Genomic DNA, 26,150 nt, shown 5'->3' with positions numbered 1-26,150 from the left:
CGGCGGGGCAGCGGCGGCCCGAGGGCGTGTGGCGCCCTTGGGCCTGTCGTTTGGATCATGCCGCGCGTCCAGAGGCTACGTCGGCCCAGCCGACCTGATCCAAACGACAGGCCCTAGCCGGCCATCGCCTCCTCCGGTTCGCCGCTGGCCCGTGGCTCCGTGAGCCGGACCGCGGGGACGTCCCGGTGGGCCGGGTCGGTCACCTCGCCGACGAGGAGTTCCAGGACGTCCTCCAGGGCGGCCAGGCCCAGGACCTTGCCGGAGGCGTCCGCGACCTGGGCGAGGTGGGTGGCCGCGCGGCGCATCACCGTCAGGGCGTCGTCCAGGGGCAGGTCCGAGCGCAGGGTCGTCATCGGGCGCCACAGCTGCTGGGGCACCGCCCGCTCGGAGTCCTCCACGTCGAGGACGTCCTTCACATGGACGTAGCCCATGAAGGCGCCGTTCTCCGCGGCGACGGGGAAGCGGGAGTAGCCGGTGCGGGCGGTGAGCTCGACGATCTGGCCGGGAGTGACCGACGGGGGCACGGTGATCAGCGACTCCCGCTTGAGGAGGACGTCGGTCACTGGACGCGAGCCCAGTTCCAGCGCGTCCTCCAGGCGTTCCTGCTCCTCGGGGGCGAGGAGGCCCGCCTGTCCGGAGTCCTCCAGCAGCCGGTTGAGCTGCTCACTGGTGACGACGGCCTCGACCTCGTCCTTGGGCTCCACCCGGAAGAGCCGCAGGACGGCCCGGGCGCAGGCGCCGAGGGCGACCGTGATGGGACGGCAGACCCGGGCGAAGGCGACCAGGCCCGGGCCGAGCCACAGGGCCGCCTTCTCGGGGGCCGCCATCGCGAGGTTCTTCGGGACCATCTCGCCGATGACCAGGTGGAAGAAGACGACGGCGGCCAGGGCGATGACATAGCCCAGCGGGTGGATCATGCCGTGCGGCAGGTGGATCCACTCGAAGAACGGTTCCAGCAGCTCGGCCACGGTCGGCTCGGCGACCGCGCCGAGGGTGAGGGAGCACAGGGTGATGCCGAACTGGGCGGCGGCCATCATCTGCGGCAGGCGCTCCAGACCGTGGAGGACCTGCCGGGCGCGCGCGGTGCCCAGGGGCTCGATCTGGCTGCGGCGCACGGAGACGAGCGCGAACTCGGCGCCCACGAAGAAGCCGTTGGCCAGGACGAGCAGCGCGGCGAAGAGGAGTTGGACGACGCTCATCGGGCGGCCTCCGCGACCTGGGCCTCCGCGACCTGCGCCGCCGCGGCCTGACCGAGCCGGCCGACGTGGACCAGCCGGATGCGCTCGGCCCGGTAGTGGCCGACCCGGCGCACGGAGAGCCGCCAGCCGGGAAGCTCCGCCCGGTCGCCGACGGCCGGGATGCGTCCGAGCAGGTCGGCGACGAGGCCGGCGACCGTCTCGTACGGCCCCTCGGGCACCTCCAGGCCTATGCGCTGGAGGGTGTCGACCCGGCAGCTGCCGTCGACGTCCCAGGCGGGCTTGCCCTCCTCGGGCGGGGCGGCGGCCAGTTCGGGGGTGTCCTGGCCGTCGTGTTCGTCGCGGACCTCGCCGACGATCTCCTCGACGATGTCCTCCAGGGTGACCACGCCCGCGGTGCCGCCGTACTCGTCGACGACGACGGCGATGGGCTGCTCGCTGCGCAGCCGGGCCAGCAGCGGCTGGACGGGCAGGGTCTCCGGCACCAGCAGCGCCGGACGGGCGATCCGGGCGACGGGGGTGCGCAGCCGGTCCTGGACGGGGACGGCCAGGGCGTCCTTGAGATGGGCCATGCCGACGATCTCGTCGATCTTCTCGCGGTAGACGGGGAAACGGGACAGGCCGGTGGCCCGGGTCAGGTTGACCACGTCCTCGGCGGTGGCCGAGGACTGCAGGGCGCTGACCTTCACCCGGGGGGTCATCACATGCTGGGCGGTCAGCTCGGCCAGCGACAGGGTGCGCACGAACAGGTCCGCCGTGTCCTGTTCGAGGGCACCGGCCTGGGCGGAGTGGCGGGCCAGGGAGACCAGTTCGCCGGGGGTGCGGGCCGAGGCCAGCTCCTCGGTCGGCTCGACGCCCAGGGCGCGCACCAGCCGGTTCGCGACGGTGTTGAGCGCCGAGATCACCGGCCGGAAGAGGCGGGAGAAGGCGTGCTGCGGGCCGGCGACGAACCGCGCGACCTGGAGGGGCCTGGACACCGCCCAGTTCTTGGGCACGAGTTCACCGACGACCATCTGGACGGCGGAGGCGAGCAGCATGCCGACGACCACGGCGACACCGGAGACGGCGCCCTCGGGGAGGCCGATCGCGGTGAACGGGGTGTGCAGCAGCTCCGCGAGCGCCGGTTCGGCGAGCATGCCGACGACGAGCGAGGTGATGGTGATGCCGAGCTGGGTGCCGGAGAGCTGGAAGGACAGCTCCTTGAGGGACTCCACGACCGTACCGGCTCGTTCGTCGCCTTCGGCGGCGGCCTTCTCCGCTTCCGGCCGCTCGACCGTGACGAGGCCGAACTCGGCGGCCACGAAGAAGCCGTTGGCCAGGATGAGCAGGAACGCGGCTGCCAGGAGCAGCAGAGGGATGGTCATGATGCCGCCGCCTCCGGAACGTGCCGGATGGGGGCGGCGCAGGTACTACAGGACGAACCGTCCATCGCCGGAGAGGGTCACTCCTCGGGTAGCAGGAAACCCCTGTGCACCGGCAGGGCACCACAGGGGTGGAGGCACAACGGGAACGCCTCCGTCACCAGATTAATCAAGACAGGGCCATGAGCGGCAGGGGCGACGACCCCGAGTCAGTCCCGATCCTGTCCGGTGGGCGTCTCGGGGTCGCGGACCGAGCGGGCCTCGACGAGGGCGCGCAGCGCCCTGGCGTCCGCGATGGCCTGCTGCTTGTCGATGCCGGGCTGGATGCCGAGCGCAGGCAGGCTGGTGCCGTCGGTGAGGTTCAGGAACACCCAGGGGTCGCCCGGACGGAGGTTCACCTGGATGATCTCGGCCCAGTCGAGCCGCCGCCCGCTCGCGATGTTCACCACGGTGACGCCGCTGTCGTCGGCGACGACCCGGACGCGCGCGAGCCGGGCCAGCACCGAGAAGATCAGGGCACCGGTGACGACGAAGCTGAGCCGCTCCCCCGGGCCGAGCTTCTCCAGCAGCATGGCGACGCCGGAGATGACGAGGAAGATCACCACCCCGGCCGAGAGCAGCACCGCGCGGGTGCGGCCCGGCCGGAAGGTGACGGGAAGGGTGGGCAGCTCGCTGCCCGGAAGATCGGACATGTTCCCGGTGGAGGTCGTGGTCGTGGTCGAAGACGAGGTCAGAGGCGGCAGGCGTGGATCGCCGTGGTGAGGATGGCCCGGGCGCCGATGTCGTACAGGTCGTCCATGATCTGCTGCGCCTCCTTGGCGGGGACCATGGCACGGACGGCGACCCAGCCCTCGTTGTGCAGCGGGGAGACGGTCGGCGACTCCAGGCCCGGGGTCAGCGCGACGGCCTTCTCCAACTGCTCGACGCGGCAGTCGTAGTCCATCATCACGTAGGTCCGGGCGACCAGGACGCCCTGGAGGCGGCGCAGGAACTGCTGCACCTTGGGTTCGGCCTCGTCGGCCTCCGCGTCGGTGCGGCGGATCACGACGGCCTCGGACTTCATGATGGGCTCGCCGAACACCTCCAGGCCCGCGTTGCGCAGCGAGGTGCCGGTCTCGACGACGTCGGCGATGACCTCGGCGACGCCCAGTTCGATCGCGGTCTCGACGGCGCCGTCGAGGTGGACGACGGAGGCGTCGATGCCGTGCTCGGTGAGGTGCCCCTCGACGATGCCCTCGTAGGAGGTGGCGACGGTGCGGCCCTTGAGGTCCTCGACGCCGTGGGCCGTGCCCGGCTTGGCGGCGAAGCGGAACGTGGAGCGGGCGAAGCCGAGCGGGAGGATCTCCTCGGCGTCGGCACCGGAGTCGATCAGCAGGTCGCGTCCGGTGATGCCGATGTCGAGCTTTCCGGAGGAGACGTAGATCGCGATGTCGCGGGGGCGCAGGTAGAAGAACTCGACCTCGTTGGCCGGGTCGACGATCCGCAGTTCCTTGGACTCGCGGCGCTGGCGGTAGCCGGCCTCATGCAGCATCTCCGCCGCAGGTCCGGACAGGGAACCCTTGTTGGGGACGGCGATGCGCAGCATGAGGTCGGCTTCCTTCGCGTGTGGGGTGGGTGTCGGTCGGAGTCGGGTGTCACAGATGGGCGTAGACGTCGTCCAGCGAGATCCCGCGGGCGACCATCATCACCTGGACGTGGTAGAGCAGCTGCGAGATCTCCTCGGCGGCCGCCTCCTTGCCCTCGTACTCGGCGGCCATCCAGACCTCGGCGGCCTCTTCGACGACCTTCTTGCCGATGGCGTGGACGCCCTTCCCGACGAGTTCGGCGGTGCGGGAGGTGGCGGGGTCGCCGGTGGCGGCCTTCTGCTGGAGCTCGGCGAAGAGCTCCTCGAACGTCTTCTTGGACATGGTGCGTCCCACCCTAGCCGTAATGCCGGGTCCCCTACCTCCAGGGTTCAGATACTGAGCGGAGGGTGGCCGCGGTGGCCACGGCGGCGGTCACGGCCTCGTGCCCCTTGTCCTCGTGGGAGCCCTCCAGACCGGCCCGGTCCAGGGCCTGCTCCTCGGTGTCGCAGGTGAGGACGCCGAACCCGATCGGGACGCCGGTCTCGACGGAGACCTGGGTGAGCCCCTGGGTGACACCTCCGCACACGTAGTCGAAGTGCGGGGTGCCGCCGCGGATGACGACGCCGAGGGCGACGATCGCGTCGTAGCCGCGGCCCGCGAGGACCTTGGCGACGACCGGCAGCTCCCAGCTGCCGGGGACCCTGAGCAGGGTCGGCTCGTCGATGCCCAGGTCGTGCAGGGCGCGCAGCGCGCCGTCGACCAGACCGTCCATCACCTTCTCGTGCCACTGGGCCGCGATGACGGCGACCCTGAGGTCACCCACATTGCGTACGGACAGTTCCGGTGCGCCCTTGCCGCTCACGTCTCTCCTCGAGGTGTTTCTTGCTTACTGGTTGCCGCAGGGGGACACGGGGGCCGTGTCCAGCCAGGGCAGGTCGTGTCCCATCCGGTCCCGCTTGGTGCGCAGGTAGCGGATGTTGTGCTCGCCCGCCTGGACGGGCATCGGCACCCGGTCGGTGACCTTCAGGCCGTGCCGGACGAGCGCGTCGCTCTTGTCGGGATTGTTGGTCATCAGACGGACGCTGCGCACGCCGAGGTCGGCGAGGATCTGCGCGCCCGCCCCGTAGTCCCGGGCGTCGGCGGGCAGGCCCAGTTCGAGGTTGGCGTCGAGGGTGTCGTGGCCCTGCTCCTGGAGCTCGTAGGCCCGCAGCTTGGACAGCAGGCCGATGCCGCGCCCCTCGTGGCCGCGCAGGTAGACGACGACGCCCCGGCCCTCGCTCTGGATGCGCTCCAGGGAGGCGTCGAGCTGGGGGCCGCAGTCGCAGCGCTGGGAGGCGAAGATGTCGCCGGTGAGGCATTCGGAGTGGACCCGGACGAGGACGTCCTCGCCGTCGCCGAGGTCGCCGTGGACGAGGGCGACGTGCTCGACGCCGTCGGCGGTGGAGCGGTAGCCGTACGCGGTGAAGGTGCCGTGGACGGTGGGCAGCCGGGTCTCGGCCTCGCGGCGGACGGTCGGCTCGGCGCTGCGGCGGTAGGCGATCAGGTCCTCGATCGAGATGATCGTCAGGCCGTGCTTGCGGGCGAACGGGATCAGTTCGGGCAGCCGGAGCATCCGGCCGTCCTCACCGGCGATCTCGACGATCGCGCCGGCCGGGCGCAGTCCCGCGAGACGGGCGAGGTCGACCGCGGCCTCGGTGTGGCCGTTGCGGGTCAGGACCCCGCCGGAGCGGGCGCGCAGCGGGAAGATGTGGCCGGGGCGGACGAAGTCGGCCGGTTCCGCGTCGCCGCTCGCCAGGAGCCGGAGGGTGGTGGCGCGGTCGGCGGCGGAGATCCCGGTGGTCACGCCGTGCGCCCCGGAGGCGTCGACGGAGACGGTGAAGGCGGTCTTCATCGACTCGGTGTTGTCCTGCACCATCTGGGGGAGGTTCAGGCGGTCGAGTTCGTCGCTCTCCATGGGGGCGCAGATCAGGCCGCGGCACTCGCTCATCATGAACGCGATGATCTCGGGGGTGACCTTCTCGGCGGCGATGACGAGGTCGCCCTCGTTCTCGCGGTCCTCGTCGTCGACGACCACGATCGGGCGGCCGGCCGCGATGTCGGCGACGGCCTGCTCGACGGGGTCGAGGCTGAGGTCGTCGAGGCCGTCGGTGCTGTACAGGATCGGTGCCGTGCTCATGCCGGCGCTCCTTCCAGGGTGGGGCGCGCGGCCTCGCGGGAGCGCAGCCACCAGTCGCGCATGCCCCACAGGACGAGCGCGCCGTAGATGACGTAGACGAAGCCGGAGAAGGCGTAGCCGTTGGCGAAGTTGAGGGGTACGCCGACCAGGTCGACGAGGAGCCAGGCGATCCAGAACTCGACCATGCCGCGCGCCTGGGCGTACATGGCGACGACGGTGCCGACGAAGATGTAGGCGTCGGGCCAGGGGTCCCAGGACAGGGACGGGTAGGCCTTGAAGAGCAGGGCCACGGCGACCGTGCCGAGGGCGGCGGCGCCGAGCATGGCCGCGCGTTCGGTCCAGGTGGCGAAGCGCGGGACGATGTGTCCGTCGCCCGACCGGCCCTTGTCGCGGTTCCACTGCCACCAGCCGTACAGGGCGACGACCATGACGACGACCTGCTTGCCTGCGCTGCCGGCCAGGTGGCCGTAGAAGGCGATGAACAGGACCAGGCCGGAGAGGAACTGGACCGGCCAGGTCAGCAGGGAGCGGCGCCAGCCGAGGGCGAGGGTGATCAGGCCGAGGATGTTGCCGATCATGTCCGACCAGATGATGTGCTGGTCGAACGCGACGAACGCCTCGGAGTTCAGCCAGTTCACCGGCCCGCTCCCTGCTGGGTGGTGGTCAGCAGGCGCTCGACGTACTTGGCGACGATGTCCACCTCGAGGTTGACCGGGTCGCCGGGCTGCTTGAGGCCGAGCGTGGTGAGCGCGAGGGTGGTGGGGATGAGGCTGACGGTGAAGAAGTCGGGGCCGGCCTCGACGACCGTGAGGCTGATGCCGTCGACGGTGACGGAGCCCTTCTCGACGACGTACCGGGCGAGCTCGGCCGGGAGGGAGACCTTGACGATCTCCCAGTTCTCGGAGGGCTTGCGCTCCAGGACCCGGCCGGTGCCGTCCACGTGTCCCTGGACGATGTGCCCCCCGAGGCGGGAGCCGACGGCGGTGGGGCGTTCGAGGTTGACGCGGGAGCCGACCGTGAGGGCGCCGAGGCTGGAGCGGTCCAGGGTCTCGGCCATGACGTCGGCGGTGAACTCGTCGCCCTCGTGCTCGACGACGGTGAGACAGACCCCGTTCACGGCGATGGAGTCGCCGTGCTTCGCGCCGTCGGTGACGACGGGGCCGCGGAGCCGGAAACGGGAGGCGTCGCCGAGATTCTCGACGGCGGTGACCTCACCCAGTTCTTCGACGATTCCGGTGAACACTTCCCGGGTCCTCCTGCCTCATTCGGGCACGGACTCCGGGGCCTGTCGATGACGACAGCAGACACGAGCGGGGACATCGGAGGCGACGCCGACAGACTCGTCCGCCTGGACGAGTACACATACGGCGGCGCGCACGAATGCCCGCCCGCCGCGCACTGCCTCCCATCCGGACTTTAACCGTCGGTCCAGGAATTTCACCTGGTCAACCGGCCACTGGAAGTGGCCGGGTCGCGGACTGTAACCGCCGGTTCGGACTTTCACCGACCCCGGAGTGCGCTGCTTTAGGTACAGGGTCAGTGTGCCACGCCCGATCGTCGTCCATACGGGCGAAGCGTGTGGGCTCGCTCACAGGCACGGAGGGCGCACGCACTGCACACCCGGCACGCACCCGGAGCGGGCACCGGACAGGCGGCACCTGGTCCAGACCTATTGACCCTACTGGTCTAGTCCTCTTAGGGTCGGGGGCGCGTCCGGCGACGGTGACGACGGCCCTTGCCCGTCGCCGGGCCTCCCAGTCTCAGCGGTCCCGAAGAGTTCCTCCTGGGCGGACTGCCTGGCGGTGAGCAGCGCTCCGCGCAGGACCGCCGTGCCGCCCAGCAGGCTCGGCCGGACCTCGGTGGGCAGGGGCGTCATCCGCCGCAGCCGCTCGGCCACCCGCCCCGCCAGCTCCGGCCCTCCCGCCCGCCCGGTCTCACCCCCGAGAACCACGCACCCGGGGTCCAGGACGGCGACGACCGAGGCGACCCCGAGCGCGACGCGGTCGGCCAGGGCGTCGAGGAACCGCGGCGATCCCTCGGAGCCGCCCCGCTCCAGCGCCGCCCGGACCACCGCCGCCCCGGACGGTTCCTCCCCCTCCGGCCGGGCCGTCAGCCCGTACTGCGCCGCCAGTGCGGTGATCGCCGCCGAGCCGGCCAGGGAATGGAAACCTCCCTCACAGTCCGCGGCGGAGGGCAGCGCACCCGTCCCCGGGACCGGAAGGAAACCTATCTCCCCGGTGCCACCGGAGGCGCCGCGGCGCAGGGTGCCGTCGAGGACCACGGCGGCGCCGGTGCCGTGGCCGAGCCAGAGCAGGACGAAGGTGTCCCGGTCCCGGGCGGCGCCCTCCCGCTGCTCGGCGAGGGCGGCGAGGTTGGTCTCGTTCTCGACGCTCACGCGCGCGTGCGGGAAGCGTTCCTGAAGGGCCGCCACCAGACGGCGGTGCCATTCGGGCAGGCCGATGGAGTTGCGCAGTTCTCCCGCGGCCGGATCGATCAGCCCGGGCGCGCCGATGCCGACGGTGTGCAGCCGGTTGACGCCGGCCTCCTTCACGGTCCGCTCGACGAGGGTGACCGCCTGCTCCACGGCCGGACCCGTGCCGATGTCACCGGCGATCGGCACGGAGGCCTCCGCCAGGACCCGGCCGACCAGGTCGGACACGCGGACGGCGACCCCCTCGGTGCGCACGTCCAGCGCGGCCAGCTGGGCACGGTCGGCGACCAGGCCGTACAGCTTGGCGTTCGGGCCGCGCCGCTGCTCCCCCGCTTCCCCGGCGACCTCGATGAGTCCGGCGGCCGTCAGACGTTCGACGAGGTCGGCGACCGTCGGCCGGGACAGGCCGGTGAGCTCCTTCAGCCGTCCCGCCGTCAACGGGCCTTCGTCCTGCAGCAGGTGCAGGGCCAGCCGGTCGTTGATGGCCCGGGCGGTGCGCGGCGATGCGGGCATGCGGGGAATCCTCCCACGGGCCGGACGGACGCCGGTCCGAGAGCGCTCTCTTTTTATCAGGCAGGGTTCCTGATAGTTTACGGCGGCGCCGCGCCGGAGCGGTGCGCGGCCGGGAGGGGCGGAAGAATGAGCGAAGTGGTCCAGGCACCGTCCTCGGTACGGCGCGCCCGGTACGCCGTGGCGGCCGTGTTCACCGTGCACGGCGCGGTGACCGGCTCGTTCGCCACCCGGGTGCCGTGGATCCAGGACCACGCGGGGGTGAGCGCGGGCCAGCTGGGGTTCGCCCTCGCCTTCACCGCGTTCGGCGCCTCCTGCTCGATGCCGCTGGCCGGCCGGTTCGCGCACAGCCTCGGCACCAGGACGGCGCTGAGCCTGCTGATCTCCCTGTGGACGCTCTCCCTGGCCCTGCCGTCGCTCGCGCCGAACCTGCTGACCCTGTGTCTGGCGATGTTCGCCTACGGCGCGACCTCGGGCATGGCCGACGTGGTGATGAACGCCCTCGGCGTGGAGGTCGAGCGGCTGCTGGGGAAGTCGATCATGTCGGGGCTGCACGGCATGTGGAGCGCCGGGGCGCTGATCGGCTCGGCGGGCGGCACGCTCGCGGCGCATCTGGGCGCGGACGCGCGTGTGCACCACGCGCTGGCGGCCGCCGTCCTGACCTCGCTCGGCCTGCTGGCCTGCCGTGGGGTGCCGGACATGCGCCCGCAGGAGGACGAGGAGCCGCCGCCGCGCTTCGCGCTGCCGCCCCGCTCGGCCCTGCTGATCGGGGCGGTCGGGTTCTGCGCGGTGTTCGCGGAAGGGGCGAGCCTGGACTGGTCGGCCGTCTATCTGCGCGATCAGCTGGAGGCCTCGGCCGCGCTCGCGGCGGCCTGCACGACCGGCTTCATGCTGACCATGGCGGTGGCCCGGCTCGCGGGCGACGCGGTGGTGAACCGCTTCGGCCCGGTGCGCACCGTGCGGGCGGGCGGGGCGCTGGCCGCGCTGGGCGGACTGCTGATCGTGTGCGCCTGGCATCCGGCGGCGGCGATGGCCGGCTTCGGGCTGATGGGCCTCGGGATCGCCGTGGTCGTACCGCTGTGCTTCGCCGCGGCCGGGCACAGCGGACCGAACCCCAGCCAGGCCATCGCGGGCGTCGCGACGATCACGTACACCTCCGGGCTGATCGCGCCCAGCCTGATCGGCGGGGTGGCGCAGGCGACGAGCCTGGTGGTGTCGTTCGGCGTGGTGACGCTGCTGGCGTGCGGGCTCGCGGCGTTCGCGGGCGTGCTGCGCGGCGGCGAGCGCGGTGGTGCGAAGGTCAGTCCGCGGACCGCAGCAGTGCCCGACCCGCGGCCCTGAAGCCCTCGCTCCACGGCGTCGGCCGCAGCGTCGCGGCGTCGAGCCGCACGAGGACCCGGGTCCCGCGGGCGTACGTCGTGACGCCGTCGGCCGAGCAGAGACGGAAGCCGTAGGTCAGCCCGGTGGTGCCGAGCCGCTCCAGCCACAGGTGGACGGCGTAGGGGCCGCTGCGGGTGACCGGGGCGTCGTAGGCGATGAGCAGTTCCTTGACCACGTTGCAGGCGTCCCCGGCGGCCGCCCAGTCGCCCTCGAAGCGGACGCCGTTCGCCTCCCAGAACGCGGTCCACGCACGCTCGACCAGCAGCGGATAGCGGGCGTTGTGCAGCATGCCGAGCGCGTCGAGGTCGTCGAAGTGGACGGTGACGGGGATCAGCCGGCCGTACGAGAGGTCGGGGGCGATCGGGGCTTCGACGGTCACGGGCGGGACTCCTGTGCATGTATGAGACAACCACACCATCGTACGGGGTTGCTAAGCGGTCGCTCACCTTCCGATCCTCCCGGCGCTTCCCTTCACCCCGGCGCCCGGCGCGGCGGGCCCGTTCCCCCGTTCCGGGGAAGCGTCGGGCGCACCGGGGCGCGCGGCGGCCCCCGGCTGCCACCCTTCCCCCCATGCCGCCATCGGAACAGTGCGCCCCGTCCCTGGACACGGTCCTCGTCCCACCCCCCGCCCCGGCCGTCGACCCGGCGCTCGACGCGACGGTGCACGACGTGATCGCCCGGATGCGGGCCCTGGACGCGGCCCTGCCGGCCGACGACGGGATCGCGGTCTTCAACCGGGTGTACCTCGCCGTGACCGAGGAGGTGGACCTGCGCATCGACACGGGCCGTTTCCCGGACGCACGGGCCACGCGCACGCTGGACCTGCGGTTCGCGGAACGCTATCTGGCCGCGGTGGACGCGGCCGCGACCGACCGGCGTCCGCCCGCCTGCTGGCGCCCGCTGTTCCAGATGCGCCGCCATCCCGGCGTACGGCCCCTGCAGTTCGCGCTCGCCGGCATCAACGCCCACATCGGGCACGACCTGGCGCTCGCCGTCGTGGACGCCTGCCGTGACCTCGGCTGCGAACCGGCCGATCTGGCGGACGAGTACGAACAGGTGGGGGACCTGCTCGTGGCGCTGGAGGAGCACCTTCGCGAAGAGCTCATGCCCGGCCCCGACCTGCTGCAGATCGCCGATCCGCTCACCCATCTGCTGGGCTCCTGGAGCCTGGAGCGGGCCAGGGACGCCACCTGGACGGCGGCCCGGGCGCTGTGGGCGCTGCGCCGGCTGCCCGACGTCGCCCAGGAGTTCGCCGACCGCCTCGACACGGCGGTGGGTTTCGCCGGGCGCATGCTGCTCACGCCTCTGCGGGACTGAGGGGGTTCAGTCCTCCGGCAGCTCGACCGGGGCGATCTCGTCGTACACGTCACCCGGTCCCGGGTTGGTCGCGTCCGTCGCGCCGCCGAAGTGGTGCATCACGCCCCAGACCGCGTTGAGCGCGGTCTGGACGGCACCCTCGGCCCAGCCCGCCGTCCAGGAGATGTCGTCGCCCGCGAGGAAGATGCCCCGCTTGTCGGCGGGCAGCCGGTCCTGCATGAAGTGGGTGAACAGGCGCCGCTGGTAGCGGTAGTGACCGGGCAGGTTGGCCTTGAACGCGCCCATGAAGTAGGGCTCGTTCTCCCAGGAGACGGTCACCGGGTTGCCGATGACGTGCTTCCTGATGTCGACCTTCGGGTAGATCTCGCCGAGCGACTTCAGCATGACCTCCATCCGCTCGTTCGCGGACAGCGGCAGCCACTTCAGGCTGTCGTCGCACCAGGTGTAGGAGAGACAGATGACGGCGGGCCGGTCCGGACCGTCGTCGAGCAGGTAGGTGCCGCGCGTCATCCGGTCGGTGAGCGTCATCGACATGACGTCCCGGCCCGTCTCCTCGTCCTTGTCGAGCCAGAACGGCCGGTCGACGGGCACGAAGAGCTTCGAGGACTCCATGTAGTGGGTGCGCTCGATGGCCGTCCAGTGGTCGATCGGGAACAGCGAGTCGTCGCAGTCGATCTTCGACAGCAGCATCCAGGACTGGGCGGTGAAGATCGCCGCCCGGTAGGTGCGGATGTCGCCGTTCGCGTCGGTCACCGTGATCCGGTCACCGGCGGTGCGGTGCAGCCGGGTCACGGCCGGCCGGGGCGCGCCGCCCTCGTGCAGGCTCGCCAGCGAGGTGCCGTACGCCCAGTGGACGATCTTCTCCGGCTCGCGCTCCCACAGGCGCACCGGCAGCTGCTGGGAGCCGCCGACGATGCCGCGGTGGTGGTCGTCGGCCTCGGTGTAGACGACGCGGAGGATCTCCAGGATGGAGTTGGGGAAGTCGGTGTCCCAGCCGCCGGTGCCGAAACCGACCTGGCCGAAGATCTCCCGGTGCCGGAACGACCTGAAGGCCTCGGAGTCGCAGAGGAAGCCGTAGAAGGTCTGGTTGTCGAGCTTCTCGACGAGCTTCGCCCAGATCTCCCGGATGCGCGGCACGTCCCGCTCGCGCATCGCGCGGTTCATGTCGGAGAAGTCGGCGCCTTCTTCGAGGCACTTGCTCCAGGCCTCGGCGACATCGCGGTAGACCTGCGGGAGGTCGTCGATCGTCTCGGCGTAGTGGGACTCGCCCTTGAGGTCGACGACGGTCGAAGGGGTCGCCTCGGCAAGGGGGTTGGGGAAGGGGCTGGTCCTGAGCCCGACCAGGTCGATGTAGTGCTGCAGGGCCGTGGAGGAGGGCGGGAAGCGCATCGCGCCCATCTCGGCGGTGAGCCCCTCGGCGCCGGCGCCGTCGAATCCGACGGTCCGCAGCCGGCCGCCGATGCGGTCGGCCTCGTACACGACGGGCTTCAGGCCCATCTTCATCAGCTCGTACGCGGCGACGATGCCCGACAGTCCGCCGCCGATGACCGCGACCTCGGTGCCGTGCTCGGTCGCCGGTATCTGGCCGAGACCCGCCGGGTGGGCGAGGAAGTCGTCGTAGGCGTACGGGAAGTCCGGGCCGAACATGGTGATCGGGGGCTGCTGCGGCTCGTCGGTGTGCTCGACGGCGTTGGGCACCATGGACGTCATGGGGTGGGGCTCCTTGCGGCGTACGACGGGAAAGTGCGGGGGCTCAGACGTAGAGCTCGGGACGCCGGTCCCGCAGATACGGGTTGGCCTCGCGGGAGGCGGCGAGGGCGACGGGGTCGGCGTCGGCGAGGACCAGCTCCTCACCGCGTCCGGCGCGGGCCCGGGCCACCCCGTCGGGACCGGCGAGGGCGGAGAGCCCGACGAACTCGAACTCGCCCTCGTGGCCGACCCGGTTGACGTAGGCGACGTACAGCTGGTTCTCGAAGGCGCGCACCGGGATCATCGACTCGGCGACGAACTGGAACGGGTGCATCTGCGCGGTCGGGACGAGCAGCAGGTCGGTGCCGGCCAGGGCGTGGGCCCGGACGTTCTCCGGGAACTCGACGTCGTAGCAGATCAGGAGGCCGACGGTGAGCCCGCCGAGCTCGGCCTGGACGACGGGCTGCTCCCCGGGGACGAAGTGGTCCTGCTCGAAGCAGCCGAAGAGGTGGGTCTTGCGGTAGTTCGCGAGCCGGGCGCCGTCGGCGGAGATCAGCTGCGCGGCGTTGTACACGGTGCTCCCGGACCGCTCGGGGTAGCCGTAGGCGACGGCGACCCCGTGCCGGGCGGCCAGTTCGGCGATCGCGTCCGCGGAGTCGCCGTCGGCGGGCTCGGCGAGGCGCGCGATGTCGTCGCCGATCGCGTAGCCGGTGAGGAACAGCTCCGGGGCGACCAGCAGCCCGGCGCCCGCGGCGGCGGCCCGGCCCGCGGCGTCGTCGAGGACCTTGAGGTTCTCGACGACCGAGCCGGGGCGGCCGGAGCTCTGGAGCAGGGCTGTGCGCATGCGGGGTCCTCACCGGGCGGAAGGGGGTTCGAGGGGGCGCCCGCAGCGATTCGGGGGCCTCCTAGACGGTACGGGCGGGCGCTCCGGCCGGACAAGGAGGAGCCGTTGCGCGCCCGGGAGCGATTCGTTGCGTACGCCGGCGGCGGCGCGGCGATTCGTTGCGCGCCCGCAGCCGGCGTCCTCGACGGTGCCGGCTCGGCCTCACCTCGCCGCCCCGCACCGCGCCTCACCGGCGTCTCCGCCGGCCCACCGCCACCGCCAGGGCCGTCACCAGGTACGGCACCGCACCCAGCGCGAACACCGTGCCGTGCGGGAACGTCGAGCCCAGCGCGCCGTACGCGCCGTAGACGCCGATGGTCAGGACCTCGGTGCCGAGGCTCGCGACCGAGGTGAGGGTGGCCCGGCCGGTGCCCTCGATGCGCCGCTGGAGCCGGGCGTCGACGACGACGGTCGCGAGCTGGAAGCCGCCGAAGGCCAGGGCGACGAGGGCGACGCCCGCCGGGCTGCCGGTGAGCGCGCCGAGGGCCAGGGCGAGCGCGGAGCCGGTGAGCAGTGCGGCGAATCCGGTCCTGCCGAGCCGTTCGGCGGGGCCGGACAGCAGGCTGCCGGCCGTGACCGCGGTCCAGATCAGCATCAGCCAGTAGGGGACGGCCGCCTCGGGCACACCGGTGGACCGCACCAGCAGGGAGGTGTACTCGTCGAGGGCGCCCCACACCGCGGCCACGGCCGGGACGAGCAGCAGGGCGCCGCGCACCGAACGGTCGTGGCGGGCGTCGGCGAGCCCGGTCCGCAAGGTCGCCGCCCAGCTCTCCTCGTGGTCGGTGGCGGCCCGGTGCTCCGGGAAGCGGGTCGCCGTCGCGGCGCACAGCAGACAGGCCAGGACGCTCGCCGCGCCGACCGCGGGATAGCCGCCCACCGCGAAGACGGGGCCCGCCAGGCCCATCGCCGCCATCACGGCCACCTGGCCCGCCGCGTGGGACCGGCCCATGACGGCCGCGTACCGGTCCGCCGCGCCGAGCCGCTCCAGTTCCTCGTAGACCAGCGCCTCCAGCGCACCGGAACCGAGCGCTCCGCGGATGCCCCACAGGACGAATCCGGCGGCGAAGGCCCACAAGGACGGGAAGAGCACCCACAGGGCGAAGCCGGCGCCGCCCAGCAGCGGGCCCAGCCGGAGCAGCAGCCGGCGCGAGACGGCGTCCGCCCAGGCGCCGGAGGGGATCTCCAGCAGGACGCCCGTGAGCGACCACAGGACGAACAACCAGGAGATCTGTCCGACGGACAGCCCGGTGTCCGCGAACAGCAGCGCGTACACCGGGTAGAGCAGCACGAACTCGTCGAGGAACGCGTACGCGTAGAGCGTGGCGGTCAGTCGACGGGTGCCGGGGCCGGTGGTGGATCAATGTCGCCAGGTCATGCCACCGATGTTAGACACCGTCCGGCGCGGTGCCCAGCGGTTTCACGGGGACCGCGAAGGTGGTGATCACCGCCGCGTGGTCGGAGGGCCAGTCGTTGTCCTCGACGTCCGGCCAGGGCCGGGGATCGCCGCTGACGTACGTCCGGGAGTCCAGCACCCGCAGGCCCCGGTGGAGCACGAAGTCGATCCGGTCCTGGGGCTCGGGGCGGCCGCTGCCGTCCTCGTGCTCGGTGTGCACCGGGGACCAGGTGTGTCCCGGGTCCCGTAGCGGGTCGGGGTGGGCCTCGCGGTAGGAGTCGGCGAGGCCCGCGCGTTCGGCGGCGCCGGTCACCGGCCACGCGACGTCCGGCCGGTCCAGGTGGGAGGGGCTGTTGAAGTCGCCGACGAGGACGACCGGCAGCGCGGGGTCGAGCCGGTCGAGGGCGTCCTTCATCTGGGCGAGCCGCACCTCCTCGTGGGCGATCAGCTCGGCCGCCGGCAGCCCGTCGAAGGCCGCCTCGTAGGGGCCGTACGGCGTGTAGTCGAGGTGGACCGTCCACACGTCGACCTCGGTGCCCTCCACGTCGAGCCGGACCCCGGCCGCGCCGTAGAAGCCCACGCCGGGGTCGCCGAGGACGGCGGTGATCGGGTGGCGGCTGATCACGCCGAGGTTCTCCCCGGCCCGGTGGTGGTGCCAGCCGAGCGCCTCGGCGAGTTCCCCGGCGGCGGTGCCGTACGTCTCCTGGAGGCCGACCACGTCCGCCTCGGTCTCGATGATCGCCTTGAGCTGTTTGGCCCGGTGGTCGTGGACCTTGGTGCCGCCGTACCAGAGGTTCCAGGTCATGACCCGCAGCCGGGGCGCGGTCAGCGTGCGCAGCCGCTCGGGGGTCACGCCCTCCAGGCTGGTCAGCACGGTCCGGCCGGGGGCGGCACCGATGGGGGCGAGCGAGGGCACCGCGAGGACGGCGCAGCCCGCCGCCTCTGCGGAGGCGACCCCGGTCTCGGTGTCCTCGACGGCCACGCAGGCCGAGGGGTGGACGCCGAGGGCGCGGCAGGCGGCGAGGTAGGGGTCGGGGGCGGGCTTGGTGTGCTCGGTGTCGTCGGCGGTCACGGAGATCGCGAAGCGGTGGGCGCCGAGCGCGTCGAGGACGGTGTCGGCGACGGCCCGCGGGGAGGCGGTGACCAGGGCGGTGGGCACGCCGTCCCGGGCCAGGGCGTCGAGCAGGGCGAGCGCGCCGGGGCGGGGCACGATGCCGGTGCGCACCCGGTCGGCGAACTCCCGGTGGAGGGTGGCGGCGAGGTCCGCGGCCGGCCGGCCCGTGGTGGCGGCCAGCCAGTCGGCGGTGTGCTCCACGGGCCGGCCGAGCACCTCCGGCTGGTCCGCTTCGGTCAGGGTCCGGCCGGCCACCCTTTCGACCGCCTCCCACCACAGCCGCTCGGTGTCGACGAGCGTGCCGTCCATGTCGAACAGGACGGCCTGGAGCGGGAGTCGCGTCACGGTCACTCTCTTTCTGTGCGGTGGGGGGATACGGGTTCTGCGCGGTGTTGTGCGCGGTGGGGGGACGCGGGGAGGGGGTCAGGGGGTGCGTTCGGCGACCAGGACCGGCCGCTCGGGGAGCGACACGGTGACGGCTGCCCCCGCGCCGAGGCCGCGGGCCTCGTGTGCGGGCAGGTCGGCCTTCGCCTCGGTGCCGTCGGCGAGCCGGACGGTGACGCGGACGGCGGCACCCAGGAAGGAGGTGGCGACCACCCGGCCCGACCCGTCGCCGTCGGCGCGCACACCGACCGCCTCGGGCCGCACCAGCACGTCGACGTCCGGGCCGGTCGGCACGGGTCCGTCGACGGGCAGCCGCTGCCCGAGCACCTCGACGCCGCCGTCGGCGAGCCGGCCGGGTATCCGGCTCATGGTGCCGACGAACTCGGCGACGAAGGCGGTCGCGGGCCGGCCGTACAACTCGGCGGGCGGGGCGCACTGTTCGAGTCGTCCGGCGTGCATCACGGCGACCCGGTCCGCCATGGACAGGGCCTCCTCCTGGTCGTGGGTGACGAACAGGGTGGTGATGCCGAGGTCCTGCTGGAGCCGGCGGATCTCCTCGCGCAGGCTCAGCCGCACCTTGGCGTCGAGCGCGGACAGCGGCTCGTCGAGGAGCAGGACACGCGGGCGCAGGGCGAGGGCGCGGGCCAGGGCGACGCGCTGCTGCTGGCCGCCGGAGAGCTGGTGCGGGAAGCGGCCGCCCTTGTCGGCGAGACCGACCAGCTCCAGCAACTCGGCGGCGCGGGACCGCCGTTCGGCGGTGCGGACCTTGCGCATGCGCAGTCCGAAGGCCACGTTGTCGAGCGCGTCGAGGTGCGGGAAGAGGCTGTACGACTGGAAGACCATCCCGGCGTCGCGGCGGTGGGCCGGAACCCGGGTGACGTCCTCGCCGTCGATCAGCACCTCACCGGAGTCGGGGTGTTCGAAACCGGCGAGCATGCGCAGCGCGGTGGTCTTGCCGCAGCCGGAGGGGCCGAGCAGGGCGAGGAGTTCACCGGGGCGGACGGTCAGGTCGAGTCCGTCGAGGGCGACAGTGGGCCCGAACTCCCTGCGCAGGCCGCGGAATTCCACGGTGGCTGCGGTCGTCGCCGTCTTGTCGGGCGCGGTCACGGTCATGGTTCATCCCCGGGATGCGGTTCGGGTACGCCCGCCGGCACCGGCGAGCGCGAGGAGCAGGACCCATGTCACGAGCAGGCTCAGCACGGACACGGCGACGGAGAGCTGGGCCTGGGAGCCGCTGACGTTCACGATCCACACGGCGAAGGGCTGGAAGCCCAGCAGTTGGGCCACCGTGAACTCGCCGAGCACCAGGGCCAGGGTGAGGAAGGAGGCGTTGAGCAGGGCCCCGCGCAGATTGGGCAGGACGGCCCGGACCAGCGCCTGCGGCCAGCCGGCGCCGCAGCTGCGGGCGGCTTCGACGAGGGTGCGGACGTCGACGGCGCGCAGTCCGGCGTCCAGGGCCCGGTACACGAACGGCAGCGCCATCACGACGTACGCGAGGACGAGCACCACGGGGAAGTCCGGGTTCTGGATCGCCACGAAGGTCTGGAACAGCGGGGTGCGGGAGAGGTGTTCGGGCCCCCACTTGAGCACGGTCCCGATGCCGGCGACGAACGCGATCGGCGGGACGACCAGCGGCAGCGAGCACACCACCTCGACGACCGGCCGCAGCCGGGGCGCGCCGAGCCGCAGCGCGACCATGGCGGGCACCATGAGCAGCAGGACGACGGCGATGGTGGCGGCGGCCAGTTCCAGCGAGAGCAGCAGGCTGGAGGTGAAGCCGTCGGTGGAGAAGATCTGGGTGTAGGCGTCGAAGGTGACGCCCCGGCCGGGCACGTCGACGGTGAAGACGACGGACGCGGCGAGCGGGACCAGGAAGTACAGTCCGGCGAGGCCGAGGACGCCCCACCGCCACAGGGTCAGGCGAGCCATCGCGCGCTCCTCCGTTGCAGGGGCAGGTACACGGCCATGACCAGACCGGCGACCAGGACCATGTCGAGGCTGAGGGCGAGCGCCACGTTCTCCTGGCCGACCAGGACGTTGCCGGAGATGGCGTCGGCGATCTGGAGGGTGACCAGCGGGATGGAGCTGCCGACCATCGCGGCGGCGGTGGCGTACGCGGCGAAGGCGCTGCCGAACAGCAGCACGAGCCCGCCGAGCAGCGAGGGCAGCAGCACGGGCAGGGCCACGTGCCGCCAGTACTGCACGGGCGTCGCGCCGTTGTTCTGGGCGGCCTCGCGCCACTGGGTGCGCAGGCCCTCCAGGGCCGGGGTGATGGTGAGGACCATCAGCGGGATCAGGAAGTACAGGTAGACGATCACCAGGCCCCAGAAGCTGTAGAGGTCCCAGCCCTTGTCCGTGAGGCCCAGGTGCCGGGTGAGCACGCCCGCGTTGCCGAGGGTGGCGACGAAGGCGAAGGCCAGCGGGACGCCGCCGAAGTTGGCGAGTACTCCGGAGGCGGTGAGCACGGCCTCGCGCAGGGCGCGGAACCGGGAGGTGACGACGGCCTGGGCGAGCGGCAGCCCGCACAGGGCGCCGAGGACGGCGGAGACCGCCGACAGCTTGACGCTGCCGAGCAGGGCGGTCAGGTACGCCCCCTGGAGCGAGGCCGTCAGATTGCCGGTGGTGTAGGAGGTGGCGCCGGTGGCCGGGTCCTTGGCGGTGAAGGCGCCGTCGAGCATGGCCAGGGCGGGCAGCCCGAAGGCGAGCGCGGTGAAGGCGAGCAGCGGGACGACCGCGAGCCAGCCGAGCGACCGGCGCCGCCGCTTCACCGCAGCGGCGGGCGCCGTGTCGACCCGTACGGCGGTGGCCGTCATCCGGAGACGGCCTTCGCCCAGCCCTGGCCGAGCACCGTCTTGGCCTTGCTCTGCTGGTCCTCGGTCGGAAAGGCCGGCGTGCCGGAGACCTCGGGCAGCTTGGCGGCGGCCGTCTTGTCGAGGGTGCCGGCCTTCTCCAGGGCGGTCATCAGGACGGGGCGGGCGTAGCCCTTGAGCCAGAGGTTCTGGCCCTCGGCGCTGTACAGGTACTCCTGCCACAGGCGGGCGGCCGCCGGGTGCGGGGCGTCCTTGTTGATGGCCTGGGAGTAGAACTGGGAGAACTGGCCGTCGGTCGGGACGGCGACCTTCCAGTCGACGCCCTTGGACTTGAACTCGTCGGCGTACCCCGCGTTGAGGTAGTCCCAGTCGATGCTGATCGGGGTCTCGCCCTTCTCGACGGTGGCCGGGGTGGACTCGACGGGCGTGTAGTTGCCGTTCTTCTTCAGCTTGGCGAAGAAGTCGAGGCCGGGCTGGATGTCGTCGAAGGAGCCGCCGTTCGCGAGCGCCGCCGCGTAGACGCCGCCGAAGGCGGAGCCGGACTTGGTGGGGTTGCCGTTGAGGGCGACCTGGCCCTTGTACTGCGGCTTCAGCAGGTCGGCGAACGTGGTCGGGCAGGTCTTGACGCGCTTGGCGTCGCAGCCGATGGAGATGTAGCCGCCGTAGTCGTTGTACCAGCGGGCCTGGGCGTCCTTCTGGCCCTCGGGGATGTCGGCGAACGAGGCGACCTTGTACGGGGCGAGCAGCCCCTGCTGGGCGGCGCTCAGGGCGAAGGAGCTGCCGAGGTCGAGGACGTCCGGCGCGCGGTCCTGGCCCTTGCGGGAGGTCACGGCGTTGATCTCGTCCTGGCTGGAGCCGTCCGGGTTCTCGACGGCGATCTTGATGCCGTACTTCTTCTCGAAGCCGTCGATGAGGGCACCGTAGTTGGCCCAGTCGCGGGGCAGCGCGATGGCGTTGAGCTTGCCCTCCTTCTTCGCCGCCTTCACCAGGGCGTCGAGGCCCCCGAAGTCGGCGGCGGAGGTGGCCGTGGCGGCGTTCTTGCCGTCGGCGGTGGTCGTGGAGTTGTCGGGGGCGGCGCCGCAGGCGCTCAGGGCGAGGGCGGCGATGACACCGAGGGCTGCGGTTCTCGGCAGGGACACGGTCACGGCTTCTCCAGGGGACGACGCGCGAGGGTGCGGGAGATCAGGAGACGGGGCTAACTTGTCTGAACAAGTTGGCCCCAGTAACCACGCCGCTGATGTCCCCCCGGTAAACTCCGATGAAACCCTGATCCCTTATTTCGCGGACACTCCGGGCTGTCGTTCATCACGTTTCGATGTCGACTACGCTGGTCAGGCTGTGCACAGCAGCTGGAGCGAAGGGGAAGCATGCCGGCCCGACACGAGGAGATCGCCGACGCACTGCGCCGGGCGATCGACCGCGAGGAGTACGCGGTGGGCGCGCGGCTGCCCGCCGAGACCGACCTCGCGGCCCGCTACGGAGTCTCGCGCGGGACGGTCCGCCAGGCCGTGGCGGCGCTGACCGCCGAGGGGCTCATCGGCTCCCGTCAGGGCGCCCGGCGGGTGGTGCTGGCCAGCCGCCGCAGCCAGAGCTTCGCGGAACTGCGCAGCTTCGCCGAGTGGGCGCGGGCGATGGGCCGCGAGGCGACCGGGCAGGTGGTGGCCCAGCGGTACGAGCCGGCCGGCCACGAGGACGCCGTCCGCCTCCAACTCCCCCTCGGCACCCCGGTGCTGCACGTCCTGCGGGTGCGCGGACTGGACGGCGAGCCGGTGCTGCTGGAGCGGACCGTGTACGCCGACTGGATCTCCCCCGCCGTCGAGCCGATCGAGCCGGACTGCCCTTCGGTGACCCAGCGGCTCCTGGACGACACCGGTCTGGTCTTCGCGTACGGCGAGCACGTCATCGACGCGGTGGCGGCGGGCGCCCAGGACGCGGAACTCCTCGGGGTGCGCCGCACCAGCCCGCTGCTGCGGGTCCGCCGGGTCACCACGACCCACGACGGCCGCCCCGTGGAGTGGTCCGACGACCGCTACCGCTCGGACGCGGTGAGCTTCAGCGTCCACAACTCGATCGGCAACAACGCGCTGGCCCGCAAGACCGCCGACTGACGGCCCACTGCGCCGGGGCAGGGCGCCCGGCGGACCGGGACGCGGGCCGGGATTCCGGAGCGCTCGGCGCGCTCTGCCGGCAGGGGGAACGCGTCAGGTGGGCGAGCCCGACGAGAAGCGGCGCAGCAGGGGCGACAGAACCAGCACGGACTTGGTCCGCTCCACGAAGGGCTCCCCCGCGATCCGCTCCAGGACCCGCTCGAAGTGCCGCATGTCGGCCGCGAAGACCTGCGCGACCGCGTCGGCCTCGCCGGTGACGGTGGAGGCGGCCACGACCTCCTGGTAGCGCTCCAGGCCCCGCTGGATGGTCTCCGGCGAGGTGTTGCGCCGGCAGTAGATCTCGACGAACCCCTCGGTCTCCCAGCCGAGCGCCGCCGGATCCACCCGTACGGTGAAACCGGTGATGGCGCCGGTCGCCCGGAGCCGGTCCACGCGCCGCTTCACGGCGGGCGCGGACAGACCGACCAGGTGCCCGATGTCCGCATAGGAGCGGCGGGCGTCCTCGGCGAGGGCGTGCACGATGCGTTCGTCGAGATCGTTCAGCACGGTGGGTGGTTCACTTCTCAAGCGGAGCGGGTGTGGCGAGGCGGGAGCGGCGTTGGCCGTACACGAAGTAGACCACGAGCCCGACGGCCATCCAGACACCGAAGACGGCCCAGGTCACGGCGGCCAGGCTGCCCATCATCCAGACGCAGAAGGCGAAGCCCAGCGCGGGCAGCACCGGCGACAGCGGCACCCGGAAGGTGCGGGGCATCTCCGGCCGGGTCCGGCGCAGCACCACGACGGCCACATTGACCAGCGCGAACGCGAACAGCGTGCCGATGCTGGTGGCGTCGGCCAACTGGCCGAGCGGGATCGCGGCGGCGAGGACCCCGCAGAACAGGGACACGATCAGCGTGTTGGCGCGGGGCGTGCCGGTCCTCGGGTGGACGCGCGAGAACACCTTGGGCACCAGACCGTCCCGGGACATGGCGAACAGGATGCGCGTCTGGCCGTAGAGCACGGTCAGGACCACGCTCGCGATGGCGACGACCGCGCAGAACGCCAGCAGGGTCGCCCAGAACGACTGCCCCGTCACATCGCGCATGATCTGCGCCAGCGCGGCCTCGGAGTCCCCGAACCGCCGCCAGGGCCGGGCGCCCACGGCCACGGCCGCGACCAGCACGTACAGGGCGGTGACGATGACGAGCGACAGCATGATCGCGCGCGGCAGGTCGCGCTGGGCGTTCTTCGCCTCCTCGCCGGCGGTGGAGGCGGCGTCGAAGCCGATGTACGAGAAGAACAGCGTGGCCCCGGCCGCGCTGACGCCCGCCATGCCGAGCGGCATGAAGTGCGCGTAGTTGCCGGAGCGGAAGCCCTGCACGCCGATGGCGCAGAACAGCACCAGCGCGGCGATCTTCACGGCGACCATGACGGTGTTGGCCCGCGCGGACTCCCGCGCGCCGCCGAGCAGGAACGCCATGGCCAGCAGGACGACGATCAGCGCGGGCAGATTGAACACGCCCCCGTCGCCCGGCGGTGCCGACAACGCGTCCGGGACGGTCACCCCGACGGTCCCGTCGAGCAGCTCGTTGAGGTACTCGCCCCAGCCGACGGCCACGGCGGCCACCGACACGCCGTACTCCAGGACCAGACACCAGCCGCACACCCAGGCGATCAGCTCACCCATCGTCGCGTACGCGTACGAGTACGAGGATCCGGCGACCGGGATGGTGCCGGCCAGCTCGGCGTAGGACAGGGCGGAGAAGAGCGCCGTGAGACCGGCGATCACGAAGGACAGGGTGACGGCCGGTCCGGCCTTCGGCACGGCCTCGCCGAGGACGACGAAGATGCCCGTGCCGAGGGTCGCCCCGATGCTGATCATGGTGAGCTGCCACAGCCCGAGGGACCGCCGCAGCGCCCCTCCCTCGCCCTGGCCGCCCTCGGCGACCAGCCGTTCCACGGGCTTGCGCCGCACGAGCCGCGCGGCGAACCCCGGGGACACAGGTGCGGACGGGGTGCGGTCTTTCGGGGGTGCGCTGTGGTCGAGCACGCGCTGACTCCTTCGTCGCTGCCTCTCGGCGCGACAAAGACCGTGCGGGCGGGAACCCACAGAGCGGGGTCCCTGCCACGCCACGTACCGCGCTCGACCCTATGAGCAGGGCGGCAGCGGTCGTAATGACGCAACCTTGCGCACCCGCGCAAGATCGTTGCGTTGATGGCACCGAGGTGCACTTTCGTTGCTGCGGGGCCTCACCAACTGGCGTGCAGCGGCTTGCCCTCCGCATAGCCGGCGGCGCTCTGCACACCGACCACGGCCTTCTCGGCGAACTCCGCGAGCGAGCCCGCACCCGCGTAGGTGCAGGAGGACCGCACACCCGCGATGATCGAGTCCACCAGGTCCTCGACCCCCGGCCGGCCCGCGTCGAGGAACATCCGCGACGTCGAGATGCCCTCCTCGAACAGCGCCTTGCGCGCCCGGTCGTACGCCGACTCCTCCACCGTGCGGTTACGGACGGCCCGTGCCGAGGCCATGCCGAAGGACTCCTTGTACGGCCGCCCGTCGGCGTCGTGCTGAAGGTCGCCCGGCGACTCGTACGTCCCCGCGAACCACGACCCGATCATCACGTTGGACGCCCCGGCGGCCAGCGCCATGGCGACGTCCCGCGGGTGGCGGACACCGCCGTCGGCCCAGACGTGCTTGCCGTGCCTCCTCGCCTCGGCGGCGCACTCCAGCACGGCCGAGAACTGCGGCCGGCCCACGCCGGTCATCATCCGGGTGGTGCACATGGCGCCGGGGCCGACACCGACCTTGACGATGTCCGCGCCCGCCTCGATCAGGTCCCTGACGCCCTCGGCGGAGACGATGTTGCCCGCCGCGATCGGCACCTGCGGGTCGAGCGCGCGGACCGTGCGGATCGCGCTGATCATCGACTCCTGGTGGCCGTGCGCGGTGTCGATCACGAGCGTGTCGACACCCGCGTCGAGCAGCTCCTTGGCCTTGCCCGCGACATCGCCGTTGATCCCGACGGCGGCGGCGACGCGCAGCCTGCCCCGCGCGTCGACGGCCGGCGTGTACAGCGTGGCGCGCAGGGCGCCCTTGCGGGTGAGGATGCCGGCGAGGCGGCCGTCCTCGTCCACGGCGGGCGCGTAGCGCCGGTTGGCCGCGTCGAGGATGTTGAAGGCCTCGCGGGGGTCGATGCCGGCGTCGAGGAGGAGCAGGTCGCGGGACATGACGACCTCGAGCTGGGTGAAGCGGTCGACGCCGCTGAGGTCCTGGTCGGTGACGACACCGACCGGCCGGTGCTCCCCGTCGACGACGACGCCCGCGTTGTGCGCGCGCTTGGGCAGCAGCGCCAGGGCGTCCGCGACGGTCTGGTGCGGAGCGAGCACGATCGGCGTGTCCAGCACCAGGTGCCGGCTCTTCACCCAGGTGATCACATCGGTCACGACGTCGTTCGGGATGTCCTGCGGGATCACGACGAGTCCGCCGCGCCGGGCCATCGTCTCGGCCATCCGGCGTCCGGCGACGGCCGTCATGTTGGCGACGACCAGCGGGATCGTGGTGCCCGTGCCGTCCGGGGAGGAGAGGTCCACCCCCTGCCGCGACCCTACCGCGCTGCGGCTCGGCACCATGAAGACGTCGTCGTAGGTGAGGTCGTAAGCGGGCTGGATGTCGTTGAGGAAACGCACGTGCTGCACATCCCGGTCGTTCAGAGGTGACCCCCTGACAGGTCAGCCAGGGGGAAGAGCACGTACTTCATTGTCCCATGACGACCGTAATGCGATGCCCGGACGGAACGTCCAAGCTGCTCGGAGACGGTTAGGAGGATCCTCCGAGCCCCCCGAGAGGT

Annotated in this window: 25 protein-coding genes and 1 riboswitch; of the genes, 3 read left to right on the top strand and 22 right to left on the bottom strand. The window is 72.2% G+C overall.

What is annotated here, in order from left to right:
• Nucleotides 1–113 precede the first annotated feature (113 nt).
• The 10 genes from U5640_RS37590 to U5640_RS37545 form a co-directional block, all read right to left on the bottom strand.
• Complete coding sequence (locus tag U5640_RS37590; protein WP_340383260.1) at nt 114–1,199, bottom strand: hemolysin family protein; 1,086 nt, start codon at nt 1,197–1,199, stop codon at nt 114–116.
• Nucleotides 1,196–2,560, bottom strand: coding sequence for a hemolysin family protein (locus U5640_RS37585; RefSeq protein WP_340383258.1), 1,365 nt, complete (start codon nt 2,558–2,560; stop codon nt 1,196–1,198). Before U5640_RS37585 ends, U5640_RS37590 begins: the two co-directional genes overlap by 4 nt.
• Before the next feature lie 206 nt (nt 2,561–2,766).
• Nucleotides 2,767–3,249: a PH domain-containing protein gene (locus U5640_RS37580; protein ID WP_340383256.1), complete on the bottom strand. Its 483-nt coding sequence runs from the start codon at nt 3,247–3,249 to the stop codon at nt 2,767–2,769.
• A 38-nt stretch (nt 3,250–3,287) separates the two neighbouring features.
• A complete protein-coding gene (gene hisG, locus U5640_RS37575; RefSeq protein WP_340383254.1) occupies nt 3,288–4,142 on the bottom strand; it encodes an ATP phosphoribosyltransferase in 855 nt (284 codons plus the stop codon).
• 49 nt (nt 4,143–4,191) lie between these two features.
• Nucleotides 4,192–4,464 (bottom strand): phosphoribosyl-ATP diphosphatase, encoded by a 273-nt coding sequence (locus U5640_RS37570; RefSeq protein ID WP_055636932.1) that lies wholly within the window; start codon nt 4,462–4,464, stop codon nt 4,192–4,194.
• Between the two features lie 34 nt (nt 4,465–4,498).
• Nucleotides 4,499–4,984: a 6,7-dimethyl-8-ribityllumazine synthase gene (gene ribH / locus U5640_RS37565; RefSeq protein ID WP_067249912.1), complete on the bottom strand. Its 486-nt coding sequence runs from the start codon at nt 4,982–4,984 to the stop codon at nt 4,499–4,501.
• Between the two features lie 24 nt (nt 4,985–5,008).
• Nucleotides 5,009–6,298: a bifunctional 3,4-dihydroxy-2-butanone-4-phosphate synthase/GTP cyclohydrolase II gene (locus U5640_RS37560; RefSeq protein ID WP_340383249.1), complete on the bottom strand. Its 1,290-nt coding sequence runs from the start codon at nt 6,296–6,298 to the stop codon at nt 5,009–5,011.
• A complete protein-coding gene (gene pnuC / locus U5640_RS37555; RefSeq protein WP_340383247.1) occupies nt 6,295–6,936 on the bottom strand; it encodes a nicotinamide riboside transporter PnuC in 642 nt (213 codons plus the stop codon). The genes U5640_RS37560 and pnuC overlap by 4 nt, the downstream gene beginning before the upstream one ends.
• Nucleotides 6,933–7,541 carry a riboflavin synthase gene (locus U5640_RS37550; RefSeq protein WP_340383245.1) on the bottom strand — a complete coding sequence of 203 codons (609 nt, stop codon included), beginning with the start codon at nt 7,539–7,541 and terminating at the stop codon, nt 6,933–6,935. Before U5640_RS37550 ends, pnuC begins: the two co-directional genes overlap by 4 nt.
• 148 nt (nt 7,542–7,689) lie before the next feature.
• Nucleotides 7,690–7,820: riboswitch (FMN riboswitch) on the bottom strand.
• A gap of 156 nt (nt 7,821–7,976) precedes the next feature.
• On the bottom strand, nt 7,977–9,242 hold the full coding sequence (locus U5640_RS37545; protein ID WP_340383243.1) for an ROK family transcriptional regulator: 1,266 nt from the start codon (nt 9,240–9,242) through the stop codon (nt 7,977–7,979).
• A 126-nt stretch (nt 9,243–9,368) separates the two neighbouring features.
• On the opposite strand from U5640_RS37545, the gene U5640_RS37540 reads away from it, so the two are divergent.
• Nucleotides 9,369–10,580 carry an MFS transporter gene (locus U5640_RS37540; RefSeq protein WP_340383241.1) on the top strand — a complete coding sequence of 404 codons (1,212 nt, stop codon included), beginning with the start codon at nt 9,369–9,371 and terminating at the stop codon, nt 10,578–10,580.
• Here U5640_RS37540 and U5640_RS37535 read toward each other — a convergent pair.
• Nucleotides 10,540–10,998 (bottom strand): thioesterase family protein, encoded by a 459-nt coding sequence (locus U5640_RS37535; protein WP_340383239.1) that lies wholly within the window; start codon nt 10,996–10,998, stop codon nt 10,540–10,542. The two genes, U5640_RS37540 and U5640_RS37535, sit on opposite strands and share 41 nt — an antisense overlap.
• Nucleotides 10,999–11,189: 191 nt before the next feature.
• Here U5640_RS37535 and U5640_RS37530 point away from each other — a divergent pair, with 191 nt between their 5' ends.
• On the top strand, nt 11,190–11,936 hold the full coding sequence (locus tag U5640_RS37530) for a DUF5995 family protein (protein WP_340383237.1): 747 nt from the start codon (nt 11,190–11,192) through the stop codon (nt 11,934–11,936).
• Between the two features lie 6 nt (nt 11,937–11,942).
• Here the strand turns inward: U5640_RS37530 and U5640_RS37525 are convergent, their stop codons facing one another.
• The 8 genes from U5640_RS37525 to U5640_RS37490 all read right to left on the bottom strand — a co-directional run bounded on the left by U5640_RS37525 (nt 11,943) and on the right by U5640_RS37490 (nt 21,354).
• Nucleotides 11,943–13,646, bottom strand: coding sequence for an NAD(P)/FAD-dependent oxidoreductase (locus U5640_RS37525; protein ID WP_340383235.1), 1,704 nt, complete (start codon nt 13,644–13,646; stop codon nt 11,943–11,945).
• Between the two features lie 43 nt (nt 13,647–13,689).
• Nucleotides 13,690–14,469, bottom strand: coding sequence for a carbon-nitrogen hydrolase family protein (locus U5640_RS37520; protein ID WP_340383233.1), 780 nt, complete (start codon nt 14,467–14,469; stop codon nt 13,690–13,692).
• A gap of 226 nt (nt 14,470–14,695) precedes the next feature.
• Nucleotides 14,696–15,838 (bottom strand): MFS transporter, encoded by a 1,143-nt coding sequence (locus U5640_RS37515; RefSeq protein WP_340385559.1) that lies wholly within the window; start codon nt 15,836–15,838, stop codon nt 14,696–14,698.
• Between the two features lie 55 nt (nt 15,839–15,893).
• Nucleotides 15,894–17,360, bottom strand: a complete 1,467-nt coding sequence (locus tag U5640_RS37510) for an HAD-IA family hydrolase (RefSeq protein ID WP_340383231.1) — start codon at nt 17,358–17,360, stop codon at nt 15,894–15,896.
• A gap of 78 nt (nt 17,361–17,438) precedes the next feature.
• On the bottom strand, nt 17,439–18,512 hold the full coding sequence (locus U5640_RS37505; protein ID WP_340383229.1) for an ABC transporter ATP-binding protein: 1,074 nt from the start codon (nt 18,510–18,512) through the stop codon (nt 17,439–17,441).
• A 3-nt stretch (nt 18,513–18,515) separates the two neighbouring features.
• On the bottom strand, nt 18,516–19,328 hold the full coding sequence (locus tag U5640_RS37500; RefSeq protein WP_340383227.1) for an ABC transporter permease subunit: 813 nt from the start codon (nt 19,326–19,328) through the stop codon (nt 18,516–18,518).
• On the bottom strand, nt 19,316–20,212 hold the full coding sequence (locus U5640_RS37495; RefSeq protein ID WP_340383225.1) for an ABC transporter permease subunit: 897 nt from the start codon (nt 20,210–20,212) through the stop codon (nt 19,316–19,318). Before U5640_RS37495 ends, U5640_RS37500 begins: the two co-directional genes overlap by 13 nt.
• The gene (locus U5640_RS37490) at nt 20,209–21,354 is read right to left on the bottom strand and encodes an extracellular solute-binding protein (RefSeq protein ID WP_340383224.1); all 1,146 of its coding nucleotides are present in this window, start codon (nt 21,352–21,354) and stop codon (nt 20,209–20,211) included. Before U5640_RS37490 ends, U5640_RS37495 begins: the two co-directional genes overlap by 4 nt.
• 222 nt (nt 21,355–21,576) lie before the next feature.
• Here U5640_RS37490 and U5640_RS37485 point away from each other — a divergent pair, with 222 nt between their 5' ends.
• Entirely contained in the window at nt 21,577–22,317 is a 741-nt protein-coding gene (locus U5640_RS37485; RefSeq protein ID WP_340383222.1) for a GntR family transcriptional regulator, read from the top strand.
• Nucleotides 22,318–22,410: 93 nt separating this feature from the next.
• On the opposite strand, the gene U5640_RS37480 is transcribed toward U5640_RS37485, so the two are convergent.
• The 3 genes from U5640_RS37480 to U5640_RS37470 all read right to left on the bottom strand — a co-directional run bounded on the left by U5640_RS37480 (nt 22,411) and on the right by U5640_RS37470 (nt 25,989).
• Nucleotides 22,411–22,863 (bottom strand): Lrp/AsnC family transcriptional regulator, encoded by a 453-nt coding sequence (locus U5640_RS37480; protein ID WP_055638498.1) that lies wholly within the window; start codon nt 22,861–22,863, stop codon nt 22,411–22,413.
• A 10-nt stretch (nt 22,864–22,873) separates the two neighbouring features.
• Complete coding sequence (locus U5640_RS37475; protein ID WP_340383217.1) at nt 22,874–24,349, bottom strand: amino acid permease; 1,476 nt, start codon at nt 24,347–24,349, stop codon at nt 22,874–22,876.
• Nucleotides 24,350–24,549: 200 nt separating this feature from the next.
• Nucleotides 24,550–25,989, bottom strand: coding sequence for a GuaB1 family IMP dehydrogenase-related protein (locus U5640_RS37470; protein ID WP_340385557.1), 1,440 nt, complete (start codon nt 25,987–25,989; stop codon nt 24,550–24,552).
• Nucleotides 25,990–26,150: the final 161 nt, after the last annotated feature.

Source organism: Streptomyces sp. SS7 (genome assembly GCF_037993025.1).
Taxonomy (GTDB): Bacteria; Actinomycetota; Actinomycetes; order Streptomycetales; family Streptomycetaceae; genus Streptomyces.
The sequence above is the reverse complement of the archived record's forward strand: the minus strand, read 5'-3'. Positions and strand labels throughout refer to the sequence as shown.

Bases quoted from the DNA above. Each gene is read 5' to 3' on its own strand.
- U5640_RS37590 (WP_340383260.1), bottom strand. From the start codon at position 1,199: ATGAGCGTCGTCCAACTCCTCTTCGCCGCGCTGCTCGTCCTGGCCAAC.
- U5640_RS37505 (WP_340383229.1), bottom strand. From the start codon at position 18,512: ATGACCGTGACCGCGCCCGACAAGACGGCGACGACCGCAGCCACCGTG.
- hisG (WP_340383254.1), bottom strand. From the start codon at position 4,142: ATGCTGCGCATCGCCGTCCCCAACAAGGGTTCCCTGTCCGGACCTGCG.
- U5640_RS37525 (WP_340383235.1), bottom strand. From the start codon at position 13,646: ATGACGTCCATGGTGCCCAACGCCGTCGAGCACACCGACGAGCCGCAG.
- U5640_RS37520 (WP_340383233.1), bottom strand. From the start codon at position 14,469: ATGCGCACAGCCCTGCTCCAGAGCTCCGGCCGCCCCGGCTCGGTCGTC.
- U5640_RS37545 (WP_340383243.1), bottom strand. From the start codon at position 9,242: ATGCCCGCATCGCCGCGCACCGCCCGGGCCATCAACGACCGGCTGGCC.
- U5640_RS37530 (WP_340383237.1), top strand. From the start codon at position 11,190: ATGCCGCCATCGGAACAGTGCGCCCCGTCCCTGGACACGGTCCTCGTC.
- U5640_RS37585 (WP_340383258.1), bottom strand. From the start codon at position 2,560: ATGACCATCCCTCTGCTGCTCCTGGCAGCCGCGTTCCTGCTCATCCTG.
- U5640_RS37560 (WP_340383249.1), bottom strand. From the start codon at position 6,298: ATGAGCACGGCACCGATCCTGTACAGCACCGACGGCCTCGACGACCTC.
- U5640_RS37485 (WP_340383222.1), top strand. From the start codon at position 21,577: ATGCCGGCCCGACACGAGGAGATCGCCGACGCACTGCGCCGGGCGATC.
- U5640_RS37540 (WP_340383241.1), top strand. From the start codon at position 9,369: ATGAGCGAAGTGGTCCAGGCACCGTCCTCGGTACGGCGCGCCCGGTAC.
- U5640_RS37570 (WP_055636932.1), bottom strand. From the start codon at position 4,464: ATGTCCAAGAAGACGTTCGAGGAGCTCTTCGCCGAGCTCCAGCAGAAG.
- U5640_RS37580 (WP_340383256.1), bottom strand. From the start codon at position 3,249: ATGTCCGATCTTCCGGGCAGCGAGCTGCCCACCCTTCCCGTCACCTTC.
- U5640_RS37500 (WP_340383227.1), bottom strand. From the start codon at position 19,328: ATGGCTCGCCTGACCCTGTGGCGGTGGGGCGTCCTCGGCCTCGCCGGA.
- U5640_RS37495 (WP_340383225.1), bottom strand. From the start codon at position 20,212: ATGACGGCCACCGCCGTACGGGTCGACACGGCGCCCGCCGCTGCGGTG.